The 15,688-nt window shown below is 72.6% G+C and carries 13 protein-coding genes; all 13 read right to left on the bottom strand.

Annotated elements, in window-relative coordinates; all coding sequences use genetic code 11:
- Positions 1 to 416 precede the first annotated feature (416 nt).
- On the bottom strand, positions 417 to 1,730 hold the full coding sequence (gene tyrS / locus DEU32_RS04705) for a tyrosine--tRNA ligase (protein WP_114849522.1): 1,314 nt from the start codon (positions 1,728 to 1,730) through the stop codon (positions 417 to 419).
- Positions 1,731 to 1,794: 64 nt separating this feature from the next.
- Positions 1,795 to 2,475 (bottom strand): DNA-3-methyladenine glycosylase, encoded by a 681-nt coding sequence (locus DEU32_RS04700; protein ID WP_114849521.1) that lies wholly within the window; start codon positions 2,473 to 2,475, stop codon positions 1,795 to 1,797.
- Positions 2,472 to 3,920, bottom strand: a complete 1,449-nt coding sequence (argH, locus tag DEU32_RS04695; protein WP_114849520.1) for an argininosuccinate lyase — start codon at positions 3,918 to 3,920, stop codon at positions 2,472 to 2,474. The genes DEU32_RS04700 and argH overlap by 4 nt, the downstream gene beginning before the upstream one ends.
- 75 nt (positions 3,921 to 3,995) lie before the next feature.
- Positions 3,996 to 5,171, bottom strand: a complete 1,176-nt coding sequence (locus tag DEU32_RS04690) for an argininosuccinate synthase domain-containing protein (protein ID WP_114849519.1) — start codon at positions 5,169 to 5,171, stop codon at positions 3,996 to 3,998.
- A gap of 70 nt (positions 5,172 to 5,241) precedes the next feature.
- Positions 5,242 to 6,165, bottom strand: coding sequence for an ornithine carbamoyltransferase (gene argF / locus DEU32_RS04685; RefSeq protein WP_114849518.1), 924 nt, complete (start codon positions 6,163 to 6,165; stop codon positions 5,242 to 5,244).
- Complete coding sequence (locus DEU32_RS04680; RefSeq protein WP_114849517.1) at positions 6,162 to 7,382, bottom strand: acetylornithine transaminase; 1,221 nt, start codon at positions 7,380 to 7,382, stop codon at positions 6,162 to 6,164. Before DEU32_RS04680 ends, argF begins: the two co-directional genes overlap by 4 nt.
- Positions 7,379 to 8,407 carry an acetylglutamate kinase gene (argB, locus tag DEU32_RS04675; RefSeq protein WP_058742102.1) on the bottom strand — a complete coding sequence of 343 codons (1,029 nt, stop codon included), beginning with the start codon at positions 8,405 to 8,407 and terminating at the stop codon, positions 7,379 to 7,381. The genes DEU32_RS04680 and argB overlap by 4 nt, the downstream gene beginning before the upstream one ends.
- A complete protein-coding gene (argJ, locus tag DEU32_RS04670; RefSeq protein WP_244289142.1) occupies positions 8,407 to 9,606 on the bottom strand; it encodes a bifunctional glutamate N-acetyltransferase/amino-acid acetyltransferase ArgJ in 1,200 nt (399 codons plus the stop codon). The genes argB and argJ overlap by 1 nt, the downstream gene beginning before the upstream one ends.
- Positions 9,603 to 10,700 carry an N-acetyl-gamma-glutamyl-phosphate reductase gene (locus DEU32_RS04665; RefSeq protein ID WP_114849516.1) on the bottom strand — a complete coding sequence of 366 codons (1,098 nt, stop codon included), beginning with the start codon at positions 10,698 to 10,700 and terminating at the stop codon, positions 9,603 to 9,605. Before DEU32_RS04665 ends, argJ begins: the two co-directional genes overlap by 4 nt.
- Before the next feature lie 75 nt (positions 10,701 to 10,775).
- On the bottom strand, positions 10,776 to 13,271 hold the full coding sequence (gene pheT, locus DEU32_RS04660; RefSeq protein ID WP_114849515.1) for a phenylalanine--tRNA ligase subunit beta: 2,496 nt from the start codon (positions 13,269 to 13,271) through the stop codon (positions 10,776 to 10,778).
- The gene (pheS, locus tag DEU32_RS04655; protein ID WP_114849564.1) at positions 13,271 to 14,311 is read right to left on the bottom strand and encodes a phenylalanine--tRNA ligase subunit alpha; all 1,041 of its coding nucleotides are present in this window, start codon (positions 14,309 to 14,311) and stop codon (positions 13,271 to 13,273) included. Before pheS ends, pheT begins: the two co-directional genes overlap by 1 nt.
- A gap of 70 nt (positions 14,312 to 14,381) precedes the next feature.
- On the bottom strand, positions 14,382 to 15,233 hold the full coding sequence (locus DEU32_RS04650; RefSeq protein WP_114849514.1) for an RNA methyltransferase: 852 nt from the start codon (positions 15,231 to 15,233) through the stop codon (positions 14,382 to 14,384).
- A gap of 71 nt (positions 15,234 to 15,304) precedes the next feature.
- The gene (gene rplT, locus DEU32_RS04645) at positions 15,305 to 15,688 is read right to left on the bottom strand and encodes a 50S ribosomal protein L20 (protein ID WP_022908516.1); all 384 of its coding nucleotides are present in this window, start codon (positions 15,686 to 15,688) and stop codon (positions 15,305 to 15,307) included.

The raw sequence follows: 15,688 nt of genomic DNA, 5'->3' as shown, positions 1-15,688 counted from the left end.
AAAGAGCCACGATCGCACGGGGTCAAAATAATTGGCATTGACAATGTGCACGCTGTTGAGTTCTCAAGGACCAGACGCACCCACCAATCAGCCCGACAAACACCGGACCTCAACAGAGGGGCTTTCGATCTTGGTTGTCACCGGCAACGCGTCGGACCGAGGTCCTGTGGCTCATCCCGTGGGAGAGGGCCGGTGGAGTGTTCATCCTAAGCGTCGAAGCGACCGAGCACAAGACCCGGATCGAACTTCGGTGGAGGATGGCCCCCGCTTGAGGCCGGCAGGCTCTGGGCTCTCGCTCCAGCCGCTCCGCCGCACCTTTGGGGTGACGAGTAAGAACTCTACGCAGGGATCCCGACGAGCGCCAACCGTGTCCGCTCCCGGGCGTGTCGCGTTCTGCAACACGCTCCGGGATCCGATCAGGACAGGGTCACGCCGGCGAGCGTCTTCTTCCCCCGGCGCAGGACGACCACGCCACCGGGGAGCGCGAGCCCGGACAGCGGTGCGGTCGCGTCCTCGGCGCGTGCGTTGTTCACGTACACACCGCCCTGGTCGATCGCGCGTCGCGCCTCGCCCAGGGACTTGACGAGTCCGGTCTCGACGAGGGCGCGTGCCACGTCGGCGTCACCCTCGAGTGCCACCGAACCGGGCAGCTCGGCCACCGCGGCCCCCAGGGTCTCCGCGTCCAGTGCCGCGAGGTCGCCGTTGCCGAACAGCGCGGCCGAGGCGTCGATCGCGGCCTGGGTGGCGTCGTGCCCGTGCACGGTCGCGGTGACGTCGTACGCCAGCGTCCGCTGGGCCTCGCGTCGGAAGGGCTCGTCGGCGACGGCGCGCTCGAGCCGCTCGATCTCCTCGCGGGACAGGAACGTGAACTCCCGCAGCCGGTCGATCACGTCCGCGTCCGCGGTGTTGAGCCAGAACTGGTAGAAGGCGTACGGCGACGTCATCTCCGGGTCGAGCCAGATCGCGTTGCCCTCGCTCTTGCCGAACTTCGTGCCGTCGGAGTTCGTGATGAGCGGCGTCCCGATGGCGTGCACCGAGGCACCCTCGGACCGCCGGATCAGTTCCGTGCCCGACGTCAGGTTGCCCCACTGGTCGGAGCCGCCCGTCTGGAGCGTGCACCCGTACTGCCGGTACAGCTCGCGGTAGTCGAGTCCCTGCAGGATCTGGTAGCTGAACTCCGTGTAGCTGATGCCCGCATCGGAGTTCAGGCGCGCGGCGACGGCGTCCTTCTTGAGCATGCTGTTGACGCGGAAGTACTTGCCGACCTCGCGCAGGAAGTCGATCGCCGTCAGCGGCGACGTCCAGTCGAGGTTGTTCACGAGCCGGACGCCGTTGTCGCCGTCCGCGCTGAGGAACCGCGACACCTGGGCCTGCAGCCGCGACACCCAGTCCGCGACGGTCTCGCGGGTGTTCAGCGTGCGCTCTGCCGTCGGGCGCGGGTCACCGATGAGTCCGGTCGACCCGCCGACGAGCGCGAGGGGCCGGTGCCCGGCGAGCTGCAGCCGCCGCATGGTCAGCAGCTGCAGCAGGTTGCCGCAGTGCAGCGACGGGGCGGTCGGGTCGAAGCCGCAGTAGTAGGTGACCGGCTCGCCGTCGAGGGCCTCCTTGAGTGCCGTCTCGTCGGTGGAGACGTGCACCAGACCACGCCAGCGCAGTTCGTCCCACACCGAGGCGAAGGTGGGGTCGTTCCGCTGACGTGTCAGGACATCGTGATCGGTTGCGCTGGACACACGACGATCGTAGCGGCGCGCGGGCGCGCACCGGGATCCGGACTGGAGGCACGGGGCGGCTCCGTCAGTCGAGGGCACCCTTGTGTCGTCGGTACGCGGACACCGTGGGGTCGCCCGCCAGCCAGAAGCGCCAGGGGAAGGCGGCGCCGCCGGCGACGCCGCCGACGCCCGTCCGCGGCCCGCGCGCGATGCGCGGCCCGGCCGCGCCGGATCCTGCGGACAGGAGCGCGTCGACGACCGCTGCGGGCCCGTCGGCGGTGATCCGCGCCTCCAGGCCGGGTGCCAGGGCGAGCACGTAGGGGCCGGAGCCGTCGAGCAGTGACGTGCCGTCGTCCGTCCCGAGGACCGCGCCGAGCGCGGTGCCGAGGTTGCCGGGGCCACGGGCCAACGCCGTGTCCGCCGGGCGGTCACCGCGGCGGCCACGCGCTACCGGGACGCCGTCCACGACCTCGGCGGCCCGCAGGAGCGACCCCGAGGAGGTGCCCTCGGGGCCGCTCACGACGTTGACGCACGTGTGGATGCCGTACGAGCGGTAGGCGTAGAGGGTCCCCGGGGCGCCGAACAGGTGCCGGTTGCGCTCGGTCATGCCGCGGTGCCCGTGCGAGCCCGGGTCGGAAGGACCCCAGTACGCCTCGACCTCGGTGATGCGGAGGGCGACGCCCTTGCCCGTGATCGTCGCGCCGAGGAGCGCCGGCGCCGAGGTCGGCGCCGGCAGCTCGAGCAGGGCGTGGAGCGGCGAGGTCATCGCGCGAACGGCGCCCCCGCGGCGAGGTCGTGGACGCGCCGGGTCAGCGACGCGAGCTGCTCGGCGACCCGGTCGGGCGCGGTGCCGCCGACGCCGGACCGCGACGCGACGCTGCCCTCGATCATCAGGACGCCGCGGACCTCGGGCGTGAGGTGCGGGGACACCGCGCGGTACTCGTCGTCGGTCGGCTCGTCGAGCTCGATGCCGCGTTCCTCGCAGTGCCGCACGAGGGCGCCGGAGACCTCGTGCGCGTCACGGAACGGCACCCCCTGGCGGACGAGCCACTCGGCGACGTCGGTCGCGAGCGAGAAGCCCTGCGGCGCGAGGGCGGCCATGCGGTCGGTGTCGAAGGTGAGCGTCGCGATCATGCCGGTGAACGCCGGGAGCAGGACCTCGAGCTGCGCGACCGAGTCGAACACGGGCTCCTTGTCCTCCTGCAGGTCACGGTTGTACGCGAGCGGCAGGCCCTTCAGCGTCGCGAGCAGCCCGGTGAGGTTGCCGACGAGGCGCCCGGACTTGCCGCGTGCGAGCTCGGCGATGTCCGGGTTCTTCTTCTGCGGCATGATGCTCGACCCGGTCGAGAACGCGTCGTGCAGCCGGACGAAGCCGAACTCCTTCGTGTTCCAGAGGATGACCTCCTCGGCCAGGCGGGAGACGTCGATGCCGACCTGCGCGAGCACGAACGCGAACTCGGCGACGACGTCGCGAGCGGCCGTGGCGTCGATCGAGTTGTCCGCCGGGCGGGCGAAGCCGAGCTCGTGCGCGATGGCCGTCGGGTCGAGCCCGAGCGAGCTGCCGGCGAGGGCCCCGGCGCCGTACGGGCTGACGCTCGCGCGGTCGGCCCAGTCGCGGAGGCGTTCGAGGTCGCGGACGAGCGGCCACGCGTGCGCGAGCAGGTGGTGCGCGAGGAGCACGGGCTGCGCGTGCTGCAGGTGGGTCCGGCCGGGCATGATCGCGCCGGGGTGCTCGTTGGCCTGCTGGCTGAGCGCGTCGACCAGGTCGATCACGAGGTGCCCGATCCGGCGCGCGTGGTCGAGCATGTGCATGCGCCCCAGCGTCGCGATCTGGTCGTTCCGGCTGCGGCCGGCGCGGAGCTTGCCGCCGAGCTCCGGGCCGAGGTCGGCGATGAGCAGGCGTTCGAGGGCGCCGTGCACGTCCTCGTCGCCGTCCGCGGGCTGCAGCGAGCCGTCGGCGTGGGCGGTCTCGAGGCGGTCCAGTCCCGCGAGCATCCGCTCGAGTTCGTCCGCGGTCAGGTACCCAGCGGTGTGCAGGGCACGGGCGTGAGCCCGGGACCCGGCGATGTCGTACGGGGCGAGCTGCCAGTCGAACTGCGTCGATCGGGACAGCGCGGCGAGCTCGGCGCTCGGCCCGTCGGCGAAGCGGGCACCCCAGAGGGCGCCCGTGTTGGTGGCGTCGGTCTTGGTCGGCTGGTTCGCGTCGCTCATGTCGTCCTGCGTCGTTCGGTGGTGCGGGGTCTGGAGTGGTCGTGTCGTGCTCTGGCCGGGCGCTGGTCGGGGGGGTCAGTTGGCCCGGTTGCGTCGGGCGGCGGTCCTGCCCGGGCGGGCCCAGGCGTCGGCGAGGCTCGTCGCACCCGGGGCCGCGGCGAGCTCGAAGTCGTAGAGGCTCTGCTCCGAGCGGCGTCCGGTGACCACCGCTCCGCCGCCGTGCAGCCGGAGCCGGACCTCGCCGGAGACGTGCTGCTGGGTCTGCTCCAGGAACGCGTCGAGGCCCCGGCGGAGCCCCGAGTTCCATGCGCCGTCGACGACGAGCCGTGCCCACTCGGCTTCGACACCGCGGGAGAACACGGCGACGTCCCGCTCGAGCGTGAGCCGTTCGAGGTCCCGGTGCGCGACCGTCAGGGCCGTCGCGGCCGGGGTCTCGGCGACGTGCCGGGCCTTGCGGCCGTCACGCAGGTCCACGACCACGTCGTGCCGGCCGATCCCGTGCCGTCCCGCGAGGGCGTCGAGTTCCTGCAGGAGCCGGACGATCCCGAAGCGCTGACCGTCCAGGGCGACGGGGACGCCGTGCTCGAACGTCACGGTGACCTCGTCGGGGTCCGGGACGGTGACGGGGTCCTGCGTGCGCAGCCACCCGGTGTCGGTCGGCGCGGTCCAGGGGTCGTCCGCGGGGTCGGTCGCCGTGCCGGTCGGCGGTCCCGCCGCCGGGCCGGTCGTGCCGGTCGCCGGGACGAGTCGGCCCCACAGGTCCTGCTCCGCCCCCGTCGGGACCGCGTCCGGCGGCACCGGCACGACCTCGAGGTCCGGGTCCACGCCGCCGACCAGGGCGGCGAGGGCCGGCTCGTCCGGGGCGGCCGTCGCGTGTGCGACCAGCCCGGCGCCGAGCTGCCGGGCGGTCGTCACCAGGTGGGCGGCGACGAGGGGCCGTCGGAGCGCGGGGACGAGCGAGCGCCCCGTGTCGAGGGCGTTCGCGCGCAGGGCGGGAACCACGTACCGCTCGGCGTACTCCGTCTTCGCGTCGACGACGATCGCGTCGACGGCTCCGGCCGCTCGGGCGCGGTCCCGCACCTGCTCGACGTCGCGGCTCCGCCCGCCGACGTCGACGACGAGCGCGATGACCTCGCGGTCGGACGGGCCGAGCGCAGTGTGGTCGTCCGCGGGGCCGCTGTGGGCGAGCCGGGCGACGGCCTCGGCGGGATCGACGCCGGCTGAGGCCGCCACGACGATGCGGTCGGTCACGGGGCTCCTTCCGGACGGGCGGGACGGGGTCTGCGGGGCTGGCTCCGCGGGGCTGGTGCCGCGGGGCGGATCAGGCGGCGGCGAGCAGCCAGGCGAGCAGGGCCTTCTGGGCGTGCAGCCGGTTCTCCGCCTCGTCCCAGATGATGCTGCGCGGACCGTCGATGACCTCTGCGGTCACCTCGTACCCACGGTCCGCCGGCAGGCAGTGCATGAAGACGGCGTCGTCCGCGGCGTGCGCGAGCAGTTCGTCGTCCACGCGGTAGCCCGCGAAGGTCTCGAGGCGCGACTGCTTCTCGTCCTCCTTGCCCATCGAGACCCATGTGTCGGTCACGACGACGTCCGCATCGGCGACCGCGGCGACCGGGTCCGTCACGACGAGGACCGACCCGCCCGTCTCGGCGGCTCGGCGCTCGGCGTCGCTGACGACCACGGCTTCCGGGCTGAAGGCCGCGGGGGCGGCGACGCGGACGTGCATGCCGGCGGTGGCACCCGCGAGCAGGTACGACTGCGCCATGTTGCTCGCGCCGTCGCCGACGAAGGCGACCGTCTGTCCGGCCAGGGCACCGCGGTGCTCGCGGATGGTGAGCAGGTCGGCGAGGAGCTGGCACGGGTGGAAGTCGTCGGACAGCGCGTTGACGACGGGCACGCGGGTACCCTCGGCCATCTCCTCGAGCCCGGACTGGGCGTAGGTGCGCCACACGATCGCCGACACCATGCGCTCGAGCACGCGAGCCGTGTCCGACGGGGTCTCCTTGCCGCCGAGCTGGCTGTTCGCCGTGGTGATCACGAGCGGGCTGCCGCCGAGGTCGGAGATCCCGACGTGGAAGGACACCCGGGTGCGGGTGGACGACTTGTCGAAGATCACCGCGACCGACTGCGGGCCGGCGAGCGGCTTCTCGCCCCAGCGGTCGGCCTTCATGCGCGCGGCGAGGTCGAGGATCGCGGACTGCTCGGCCTGGGTGAGGTCGTCGTCCCGGAGGAAGTGGCGGGTCATGCTGAGGTCTCCTGGACGGCGACGGCCGCGAGGCTCTGGCCGAGGATCGACACGAACTCGTCGATCTCGGCGTCGGACACGATGAGCGGCGGCGCGATGCGCAGGCTCGACTCGTTCGGGGCGTTGATGATGAGACCGCGCTCGAGCGCGGCGGCGTTGACGGCGGCGGCGACCGGGGCGGCCAGCCCGACGCCGATGAGCAGACCCGTCCCGCGGACCTCGTCCACCAGCGGCGAACCGAGGCTCGCGATGCCGGCGCGGATGCGCTCGCCCTTCGTGACGGCACCGGCGACCAGGTCGGCCCGCTCGATCTCCGCGAGGACCGCGTTCGCGACCCGCGTGCCGAGCGGGTTCCCGCCGAAGGTCGACCCGTGCTGCCCGGCGGAGAAGAGCTCCGAGGCCCAGCCGAAGGTGACGAGGGCGCCGATCGGGAAGCCCCCGGCGATGCCCTTGGCGATCGTGACCGCGTCCGGCGTGAACCCGTGGCCCTGGAAGGTGAACCAGTTGCCGGTCCGGCCGACCCCGGTCTGGATCTCGTCGAGGATGAACAGCGCGCCGTGCTCCTCGGTCAGGCGACGGGCCGCGAGCAGGAAGCCCTCGGGCAGGTCCACCACGCCGGCTTCGCCCTTGATCGGCTCGACGATGAGGGCCGCCACGGTGTCGTCGATCGCGGCCTCGAGTGCCTCGACCGTGGAGTCGATGTGGTCCACGCCGGCCACCATCGGCAGGAAGTCCTGCTGCAGCGCGGGCTTGCCGGTCAGCGCGAGGGCGCCCATGGTGCGGCCGTGGAAGCCCTGCTTGAGCGCGAGGATGCGGGTCTTGCGCCCGTCGGCGCCCTTGTTCAGGCGCGCGAGCTTGAAGGCGGCCTCGTTCGCCTCGGCCCCGGAGTTGCCGAAGTACACGCGCCCGGCGTCCCCGGCGCCCGTGATGCGCTTGAGGCGCTCGGCGAGTTCGAGCTGCGGCGGGGTCGCGAAGTAGTTGGAGACGTGCACGAGCTTGGCGGCCTGGTCGGCGACGGCCTCGACGAGCGCCGGGTGCGCGTGGCCGAGGGAGTTCACCGCGATGCCGGCGAGGAAGTCCAGGTACTCGTTGCCGTCGACGTCCCAGACACGGCAGCCCTTCCCACGCTCGAGCATGATCTTCGGGGCGGGCAGGGATCGCATGAGCGACGCCCCGAACCGGTCGTTCCAGGTCTGGGTCTGCGTCTCGGTGCTCACTGCTCGTTCCCCTTCTGCGTGGTGTCGGCGTCGGCTGCGTGCCGGCCCGGGTCCGCTGCGGACTCGGGGACCCGTCGGCCGACCTCGGCGTGGGTGTTCTGGTTCTCGGTGCGACGGCTCGGGTCCGGGATGACCTCGGTCCCCGCGCCGCGGAGGGTGAAGACCTCGAGCAGGATCGAGTGCGGGATGCGACCGTCGATGATCGTCGCACCGCCGACCCCGCCGACCACGGCGTCCAGGCACGCGGTCATCTTCGGGATCATGCCGGACTCGAGGCTCGGCAGGAGCTCCCGGAGTTCCTCGACCGCGATGAGGTCGATGATCGAGTCCCGGTCCGGCCAGTTGCGGTAGAGGCCGGGCACGTCGGTCAGCATGAGCAGCTTCGCGGCGCCGAGGGCGATCGCGAGTGCGCCGGCCGCGGCGTCGGCGTTCACGTTGAGGGCCTGGTCCGGGTGGGCGTCGTCGATCGCGATGCTCGACACGACCGGGATGCGGCCGGCTTCGATCGCGGCCAGGACGCCGGACGGGTCGACGTGCGTGATGTCGCCGACGTGGCCGAGGTCGAAGTGCTCGCCGTCCACGACGACGCCCTTCTTCTCGCCGGTGAACAGCGAACCGCCGTCACCGAACACCCCGACCGCCAGGCCGTCGCCGTGCTCGTTCATCAGGTCGACGATCTCGCGGTTCACCTCGCCGGCCAGGACCTCGCGGACGACCGTGATCGCCTCGGTGGTCGTGACCCGGTAGCCGCCCCGGAACTCGGACTCGATGCCCTGCTCCTTGAGTGCGGCGGAGATCTGCGGGCCGCCGCCGTGCACCACGACCGGGTGCAGGCCGGCGTACCGGAGGTAGACCATGTCCTCCGCGAACGCGCGCTTCAGGTCGTCGTTCACCATGGCGTTGCCGCCGAACTTCACGACGACCGTCTTGCCGGAGAACCGCTTCAGCCACGGCAGGGACTCGATGAGCGTCGCGGCCTTGACGGCGGCGAGCTCGTGCTCTTCTTCCTTGGTGAGGTCGCTCATCAGCTGGAGTACGCGCTGTTCTCGTGGACGTAGTCGTGCGTCAGGTCGTTCGTCAGGATCGTCGCGGCGTGCGGACCGACCCCGAGCTCGATGAGCACGTGCGTCTCGCGCGGGCTGAGGTCGACCTCGTCGACGGGTCGGTCGGGCGCGCCCGCGTGGCACACCCGGACGCCGTTCATGCTCACGTCGACGGCGTACGGGTCGAACTCGGCGTCGGTCGTGCCGATCGCGGCGAGCACCCGCCCCCAGTTGGGGTCGTTGCCGAACACCGCGGCCTTGAACAGGTTGTTCCGGGCGACGCTCCGGCCGACCTCGACCGCGTCGTCCTCGGACACCGCGCCGGTCACCGCGATCGTGATGTCGTGGCTCGCACCCTCGGCGTCCTGCTGGAGCTGTCGGGCGAGGTCCGCGCAGACGGCCGTCAGCGCCTCTTGGAAGTCACCGACCTCCGGGGTGACTCCGCTCGCGCCGGACGACAGCAGCACGACGGTGTCGTTCGTCGACATGCAGCCGTCGGAGTCCACGCGGTCGAAGGTGACGCGGGTCGCGGCGCGCAGGGCGTCGTCGAGCTGGGCCGGGGTCTGCACGGCGTCCGTGGTGATCACCACGAGCATCGTCGCGAGCCCCGGCGCGAGCATCCCCGCACCCTTTGCCATGCCGCCGACGGTCCAGCCGTCCTCGGTCACGACCGACTGCTTCGCGCGGGTGTCGGTCGTCATGATCGCCGCGGCGGCGTCCGGCCCGCCGTCCGCGGACAGCGCGGCAGCTGCGAGGTCGACCCCGCGGAGCACACCGTCGCGGAAGGTCTGGTCGCCGCGGCCGATGAGGCCAGTCGAGCAGACGACGACGTCGCCCGCACCGACGCCGAGGGCGTCGCCGACGGCCTCGGCCGTCAGGTGGGTGGTCTGGAAGCCGAACGGCCCGGTGAAGCAGTTCGCACCGCCGGAGTTCAGCACGACGGCGCGGGCGGTCCCGTCGCCGACGACCTGGCGCGACCAGATCACGGGGTGCGCCTGCGCACGGTTCGTGGTGAACACCGCGGCCACCGCGGCGTCCGGTCCGTCGTTGACGACGAGCGCGACGTCGGGCTTGCCGCTCTCCTTGAGACCGGCGGTCACGCCCGCGGCGCGGAACCCCGCTGCCGCGGTCACGCCCTGGAGGCTCGTGCCTGCGTCGTCCGTCTCGGTCACGTCGGTCACGGTGCGACTCCGTCCACGCTGAGGCCCAGGGTCTCGGGGAAGCCGAGGGCGATGTTCGCGGACTGGACCGCGGCACCGGCGGTCCCCTTCGCGAGGTTGTCGAGGGCCGAGACCGCGACGACGCGGCCGGCGGCCTCGTCGACGGCGAGTCCGACCAGGCAGGTGTTCGCGCCGACGGTGTCGGCCGTCCGCGGGAACTCGCCCTGCGGCAGGAGGTGCACGAACGGCTCGTCCGCGTACGCCTGCTCCCAGGCCAGCCGGACGTCCCGGGCGCTCACGCCGGGCGCGAGCCGGGCCGTCGTCGTCGCGAGGATCCCCCGCGACATCGGGACGAGCACGGGGGTGAACGAGATCGTCACGTCGCCAGCCCCTGCGGCCAACAGGTTCTGCTGGATCTCCGGGATGTGCCGGTGGGTCCCACCGACGGCGTACGCGCTCGCGGAGCCCATGATCTCGGAGGCCAGGTACGTGGTCGCGAGCTTCTTGCCCGCTCCGCTCGGCCCGACGCTGAGCACGGCGACGATGTCGTCCGACTCGACGAGCCCGGCCTGGATGCCCGGCTGGATGCCCAGGGTGACGGCTGTCACGTTGCACCCGGGGACCGCGATGCGCTTCGTCGCGGCGAGCTCGGTGCGCTGGCGCCCGGTGCCGGCGATGTCGTCGACGTCGCGCCACTCCTCCGCCGAACCCGGCGTCGGCGCCGCGTGCAGCAGCTCCGGCAGCCCGTACGTCCACGCGCCGTGGTAGTCGCCGCCGTAGAACGCGTCCCACGCCGCGGGGTCGGTCAGCCGGTGGTCCGCACCGCAGTCCACCACGAGGGTGTCCTCGTCCAGCTCCGCCGTGATCGCCCCGGACTGCCCGTGCGGCAGCGCGAGGAAGACCACGTCGTGCCCGCGCAGGTGCTCCGCGGTCGTCTCGACGAGCGTCAGGTGGGCCAGCGATCGCAGGTGCGGCTGGGTCGCGATGAGCGGCTGACCGGCGTTGGAGTACGCGGTCACCGTCCTGACGTCGAACTCCGGATGGGCGGCGAGCACGCGCAGGAGCTCACCACCCGCGTAGCCGGAGGCTCCCGCCACGGCGACGGATACGGACATGGGTTCCACCTTTGGTCGGACTGGTCGTCGAGGGAGTCGGAGGCGGCGGCCCCGCGCGGTGCTGATCCGTCGGGATCAGTCGCGGAGGGTCGCCCCGAATCGCTCGCCGGCACGTCGGACGGCGCCGTCACGGGCCTCGGAGGCCTCGGCAGCGGTCAGCGTGCGGTCCGTGGCGCGGAAGCGCAGCGCGAACGTCAGGGACTTCTGTCCCTCGTCCACGCCGGTGCCCCGGTAGTCATCCACGAGCCGAGCATACTCCAGCAGCTCGCCGGCGCCCGAGCGGACCTCGGCGAGGACGTCACCGGCCGGGACGTCCTCGTCGACGACCAGGGAGAGGTCCTGGGTGGCCGCCGGGTACGACACGATCGGCCCGACCGACGCCAGGTCCGGCGCCGCGGCGACGAGGGCGTCGAGGTCGAGCTCGACGACCGCGACGACCCGCGGCAGCACCGCGGCCTCGGTCAGCGCGGGCAGCAGCTCGCCGGCCACGCCGACCACGGTGTCACCGACGAGCAGGGAGGCCGCCCGTCCCGGGTGCAGGGACGGGTGCGACGTCTGTGCGACCGAGAGCTCCACACCGCCGACCGCCCAGGCGACCGTGCGGGCGACGTCGAGGGCATCCGCGATGCCGTACGGCTCGGGCTGCACGCCGGGCTGCTTCACGACGCGGTTGCCCGTGAGCAGGGCCGCGACGTGGAAGGGCTGCGCGGGCAGCGCGGCGTCGAGGGCGGCGAGCACGTCCGCGTCGGGACGGACGGCCCCGGCCGGGACCGTGTCCGTGCCGAGCACCGTGTCGGCCGCCGGCAGGAAGACGCGGGAGGTCTCGTAGAGCGCGACGTCGACGAGTCCGCGGGAGACGTTCCGACGTGCCGCGTCGACGAGGGCGGGGACGGCGCTGCGGCGGAGCAGGTCCTGCTCGCTGTCGAGCGCGTTCGCGAGCACGACGCTCGGACCGCCCGTGCCGTCGATGCCCGGGTACGCGTCCTGCGTGGCGCGGGACACGAACGGCGCGGTCACGACCTCGAACAGACCGGCCGAGGCGAGGGCCGCGGCGACGCGACGACGGGCGCGCTGGTGCGCGGTGAGGCCACGTCCGGGCGGCGCCACCGGGAGCACGCTCGGGATGCGGTCGTACCCGACGATCCGGGCGACCTCCTCGACCAGGGTCGTGTCGTCGGTCAGGTCGGGGCGCCAGCTCGGGGCGGTGACCGCGAGCTGCTCACCGTCCACCTCGACCGTGGCACCGATCGCGCGGAGGGTGTCGATGACCTCGGCGTCGGTGTACTCCACGCCGATGAGCTCGGCGGGGCGACGGAGCCGCATCGGGACGAGCGGGCGCGGGGTGGTGTCGACGAGCGTCGAGCCCAGGGCGTCCGGGGTACCGCCGGCGAGCTCGACGAGGAGCTCGACCGCGCGGTTCGCGGCGGCCTCGGCCACGAGCGGGTCGACGCCGCGCTCGAAGCGCTTCGAGGCCTCGCTCGGCAGCTTGTGGCGACGGGCCGTGCGCGCGATCGACACCTGGTCGAAGCCGGCGGCCTCGATCAGGACGTCGGTCGTGGTGTCGGAGATCTCGGTCCGCGCGCCGCCCATCACACCGGCGAGACCGACCGGCCCCTGGTCGTCGGTGATGACGAGGTCCTCGGCGTCGAGCGTACGGGTGGTGTCGTCGAGCGTGACGAGCTGCTCCCCCGCGGTCGCACGCCGGACACCGAGTCCGCCCTGCACCTTCGCGAGGTCGTAGCCGTGCAGCGGCTGCCCGAGCTCGAACATGACGTAGTTCGTGATGTCGACTGGCAGCGAGATCGACCGCACACCGGCGAGGGCCAGGCGGGACACCATCCACGCCGGTGTCGTCCGCGCCGGGTCGATACCCCGGACGACGCGCGTCACGAAGGTGTGCGCACCGACGCGGCCGCGGATCGGCGCCCGGTCGTCGATCGTGACCCGGAAGCCCTCGCCGGAACGGGGCGTCACGCGCTCTGCTGGGTCGTGGAAGCTCGCGCCGGTCGCGTGGGCGTACTCGCGGGCGACGCCGCGCAGGCTCATGGCGTAGCCGCGGTCCGGCGTGACGTTGATCTCGACCGCCGCGTCGTCGAGCCCGAGCAGGCCGATAGCGTCCGCACCGACCTCGGGCTCCATGCCGAGGTCGGCGAAGCGCAGGATGCCGTCGTGCTCGTCACCGAGCCCGAGTTCACGGGCCGAGGCGATCATGCCGTCCGACACGTGGCCGTAGGTCTTGCGCGCGGCGATCGGGAACGGTCCGGGCAGGACGGCTCCGGGCAGCGTGACCACGACGAGGTCACCGACGTCGAAGTTGTGCGCGCCGCAGACGATGCCGCGGGGCTCGGGCTCGCCGACGTCCACCTGGCACCAGTTGATGGTCTTGCCGTTCTTCTGCGGCTCCGGCTCGCGCGACAGCACCCGGCCGACCACGACCGGGCCGGTGAGGTCGAACGTGTGGACCGCTTCTTCCTCGAAGCCGACCGACACCAGCGCGGCGTGGACGTGCTCGAGGCTGACGTCGTCGGGGAGGTCGACGCTCTCGCCGAGCCAACGGACTGGGACGCGCATCAGACCACCGTTCCGAACTGCTGCGAGAAGCGGATGTCGCCCTCGAGGAAGTCACGCATGTCGTTCAGGCCGTTGCGGAACTGCAGCGTCCGCTCGATGCCCATCCCGAACGCGAAGCCCTGGTACTCGTCCGGGTCGATCCCGGCGGCACGCAGGACGTTGGGGTTCACCATGCCGCAGCCGCCCCACTCGACCCAGCGGGCACCGCCCTTGGCGTTCGGCTGCCAGACGTCCATCTCGGCGCTCGGCTCGGTGAACGGGAAGTAGTTCGGGCGCAGGCGGATCTGCGCTTCGTCGCCGAAGACCTGGCGGGCGAAGTGCTCGAGCGTGCCACGGAGGTGCGCCATCGTCAGGCCCCTGTCGATCGCGATGCCCTCGACCTGGGTGAAGACCGGCAGGTGCGTCGCGTCGAGCTCGTCGGCGCGGTAGACGCGTCCGGGGGCGATCACGTACAGCGGCAGCTCGCGGGAGAGCAGCGACCGGACCTGGACGGGCGACGTGTGCGTGCGCATCACGAGGTGCCGGTCGACCGGCTCGACGAAGACGGTGTCCGCCATCGCCCGGGCCGGGTGGTCCTGGTCGAAGTTCAGTGCGTCGAAGTTGAACCACTCGTGCTCGAGCTCGGGACCCTCCGCCACCTCCCACCCCATGCCGACGAAGATGTCGGCGACGGTCTCGTTGAGGAGCGACAGCGGGTGGCGCGAGCCCGGCGTGCGTCGGCTCGGCAGGGCGGTGACGTCGACGCGCTCGGCCTCGAGCCGCGCGTGCTCCTCGGCCTCGGCCAGGACGCTCTCCTGCGCGGCGATCGCCTGGTTCACCTGCCCACGGGCCTGCCCGACGAGCTTGCCGGCCGCGGCCTTCTGCTCCTTCGGGACGCTGCGCATCGCCGCGTTCATCCGTGCGAGCGGGGACTGCTCGCCGGTGTGCTCGGCCCGGGCCTGCTTCAGCTCCGCCACGGTCGTCGCGGCACGGACGGCGGCGAGGGCCTCGTCCACGGCGGCGGCGACGGCCGGTTCGCTGATCTCGAGGTGTTCTGACACGAGGCCCAAGCCTACCGGCCGATGGGATACCGCCGTCCTGTACCGCCCGGACCGTGGACGGACCCCGCGGTCAGGCGCCTGTGGAGGAGGAAGCCGCGGTGCGCTGGGCGAACGCGCTCTCGTACAGGCACACCGACGCGGCGGTCGCCAGGTTCATCGACTCCGCCTTGCCGTAGATCGGGACCTTCACGGCCCGGTCGACCAGGGCCAGGTCCTCGCTGGTCAGCCCGCGGGCCTCGTTCCCGAAGACCCACGCCGTCGGTCCGTCGAGCATCCCGTCCGCCCGGACGTCGGGCAGGTCGTCGCCCGAGACGTCCGCCGCCAGGACCGTGTAGCCGAGGGCCTTCGCGCGGGCGACCGCGTCCTGCAGCGAGACCCCGACCGACACCGGGACGTGGAAGAGCGACCCGGTGGTCGACCGGACGACCTTGGGATTGTACGGGTCGACCGAGCGCCCGGTCAGCACCACGGCGTCTGCGCCCGCGGCGTCCGCGGCGCGGATGATCGTGCCGGCGTTGCCGGGGTCGCGCACCTGCTCCAGGATCGCGACGATCCCCGGGAGCCCGCCACGATCCTCCCGTCCGACCGTGCCGGGGTCGGGGAAGACCTCGCGCACCGACGTCGGGAACTGCTGGCAGACCGCGACGACGCCCTGCGGCGTCACGGTGTCCGCCATCGTGTCGAGCACCTGCTCGGTGACGAACCAGGTGTCGACCGGCGCGTCGTCGAGCGCGTAGCGCGCGGCGGCCGTCGGCGTGACGTACAGCTCGCGGAGGAGCTCGGGACGGTACTCGATCGCCTCGCGCACGGCCTGCGGCCCCTCGAGCAGGAACAGCCCGGTGTCGGCTCGGACGTCCTTCTTCGACAGGGCGGCCACGGCCCGGACGCGGCCGGCCTTCGGGTTCTCGAGGAGATCGCTCACGGACCAAGTGTCGCAGCATGCACGAAGCCCCCGCTCCGTGGACGGAGCGGGGGCTTCGGGAGCTGGCGTGACTACGCGGCCTTCGGGGCCGAGGTGTCGGCCGGCAGGGCCTTCTTGGCGGTCTCGACGAGCGCCGCGAACGTCTCGGGGTTGTTCACCGCGAGGTCCGCGAGGATGCGACGGTCGACCTCGACGCCGGCCAGGCCGAGGCCCTGGATGAGGCGGTTGTACGTCAGGCCGTTCGCACGCGACGCGGCGTTGATGCGCTGGATCCAGAGGCGACGGAACTCGCCCTTCTTCGCGTGACGGTCCCGGTACGCGTAGACGAGGGAGTGGGTGACCTGCTCCTTGGCCTTGCGGTACAGGCGCGAACGCTGGCCGCGGTAGCCCTCGGCGCGCTCGAGGATGACGCGGCGCTTCTTGGCGGCGTTGACCGCTCTCTTTACACGTGCCAT

Origin of the sequence: Curtobacterium sp. AG1037, assembly GCF_003349855.1 — a bacterium.
Classification (GTDB): Bacteria; Actinomycetota; Actinomycetes; order Actinomycetales; family Microbacteriaceae; genus Curtobacterium; species Curtobacterium citreum.
This window is presented reverse-complemented; position numbering and strand designations above follow the sequence as displayed.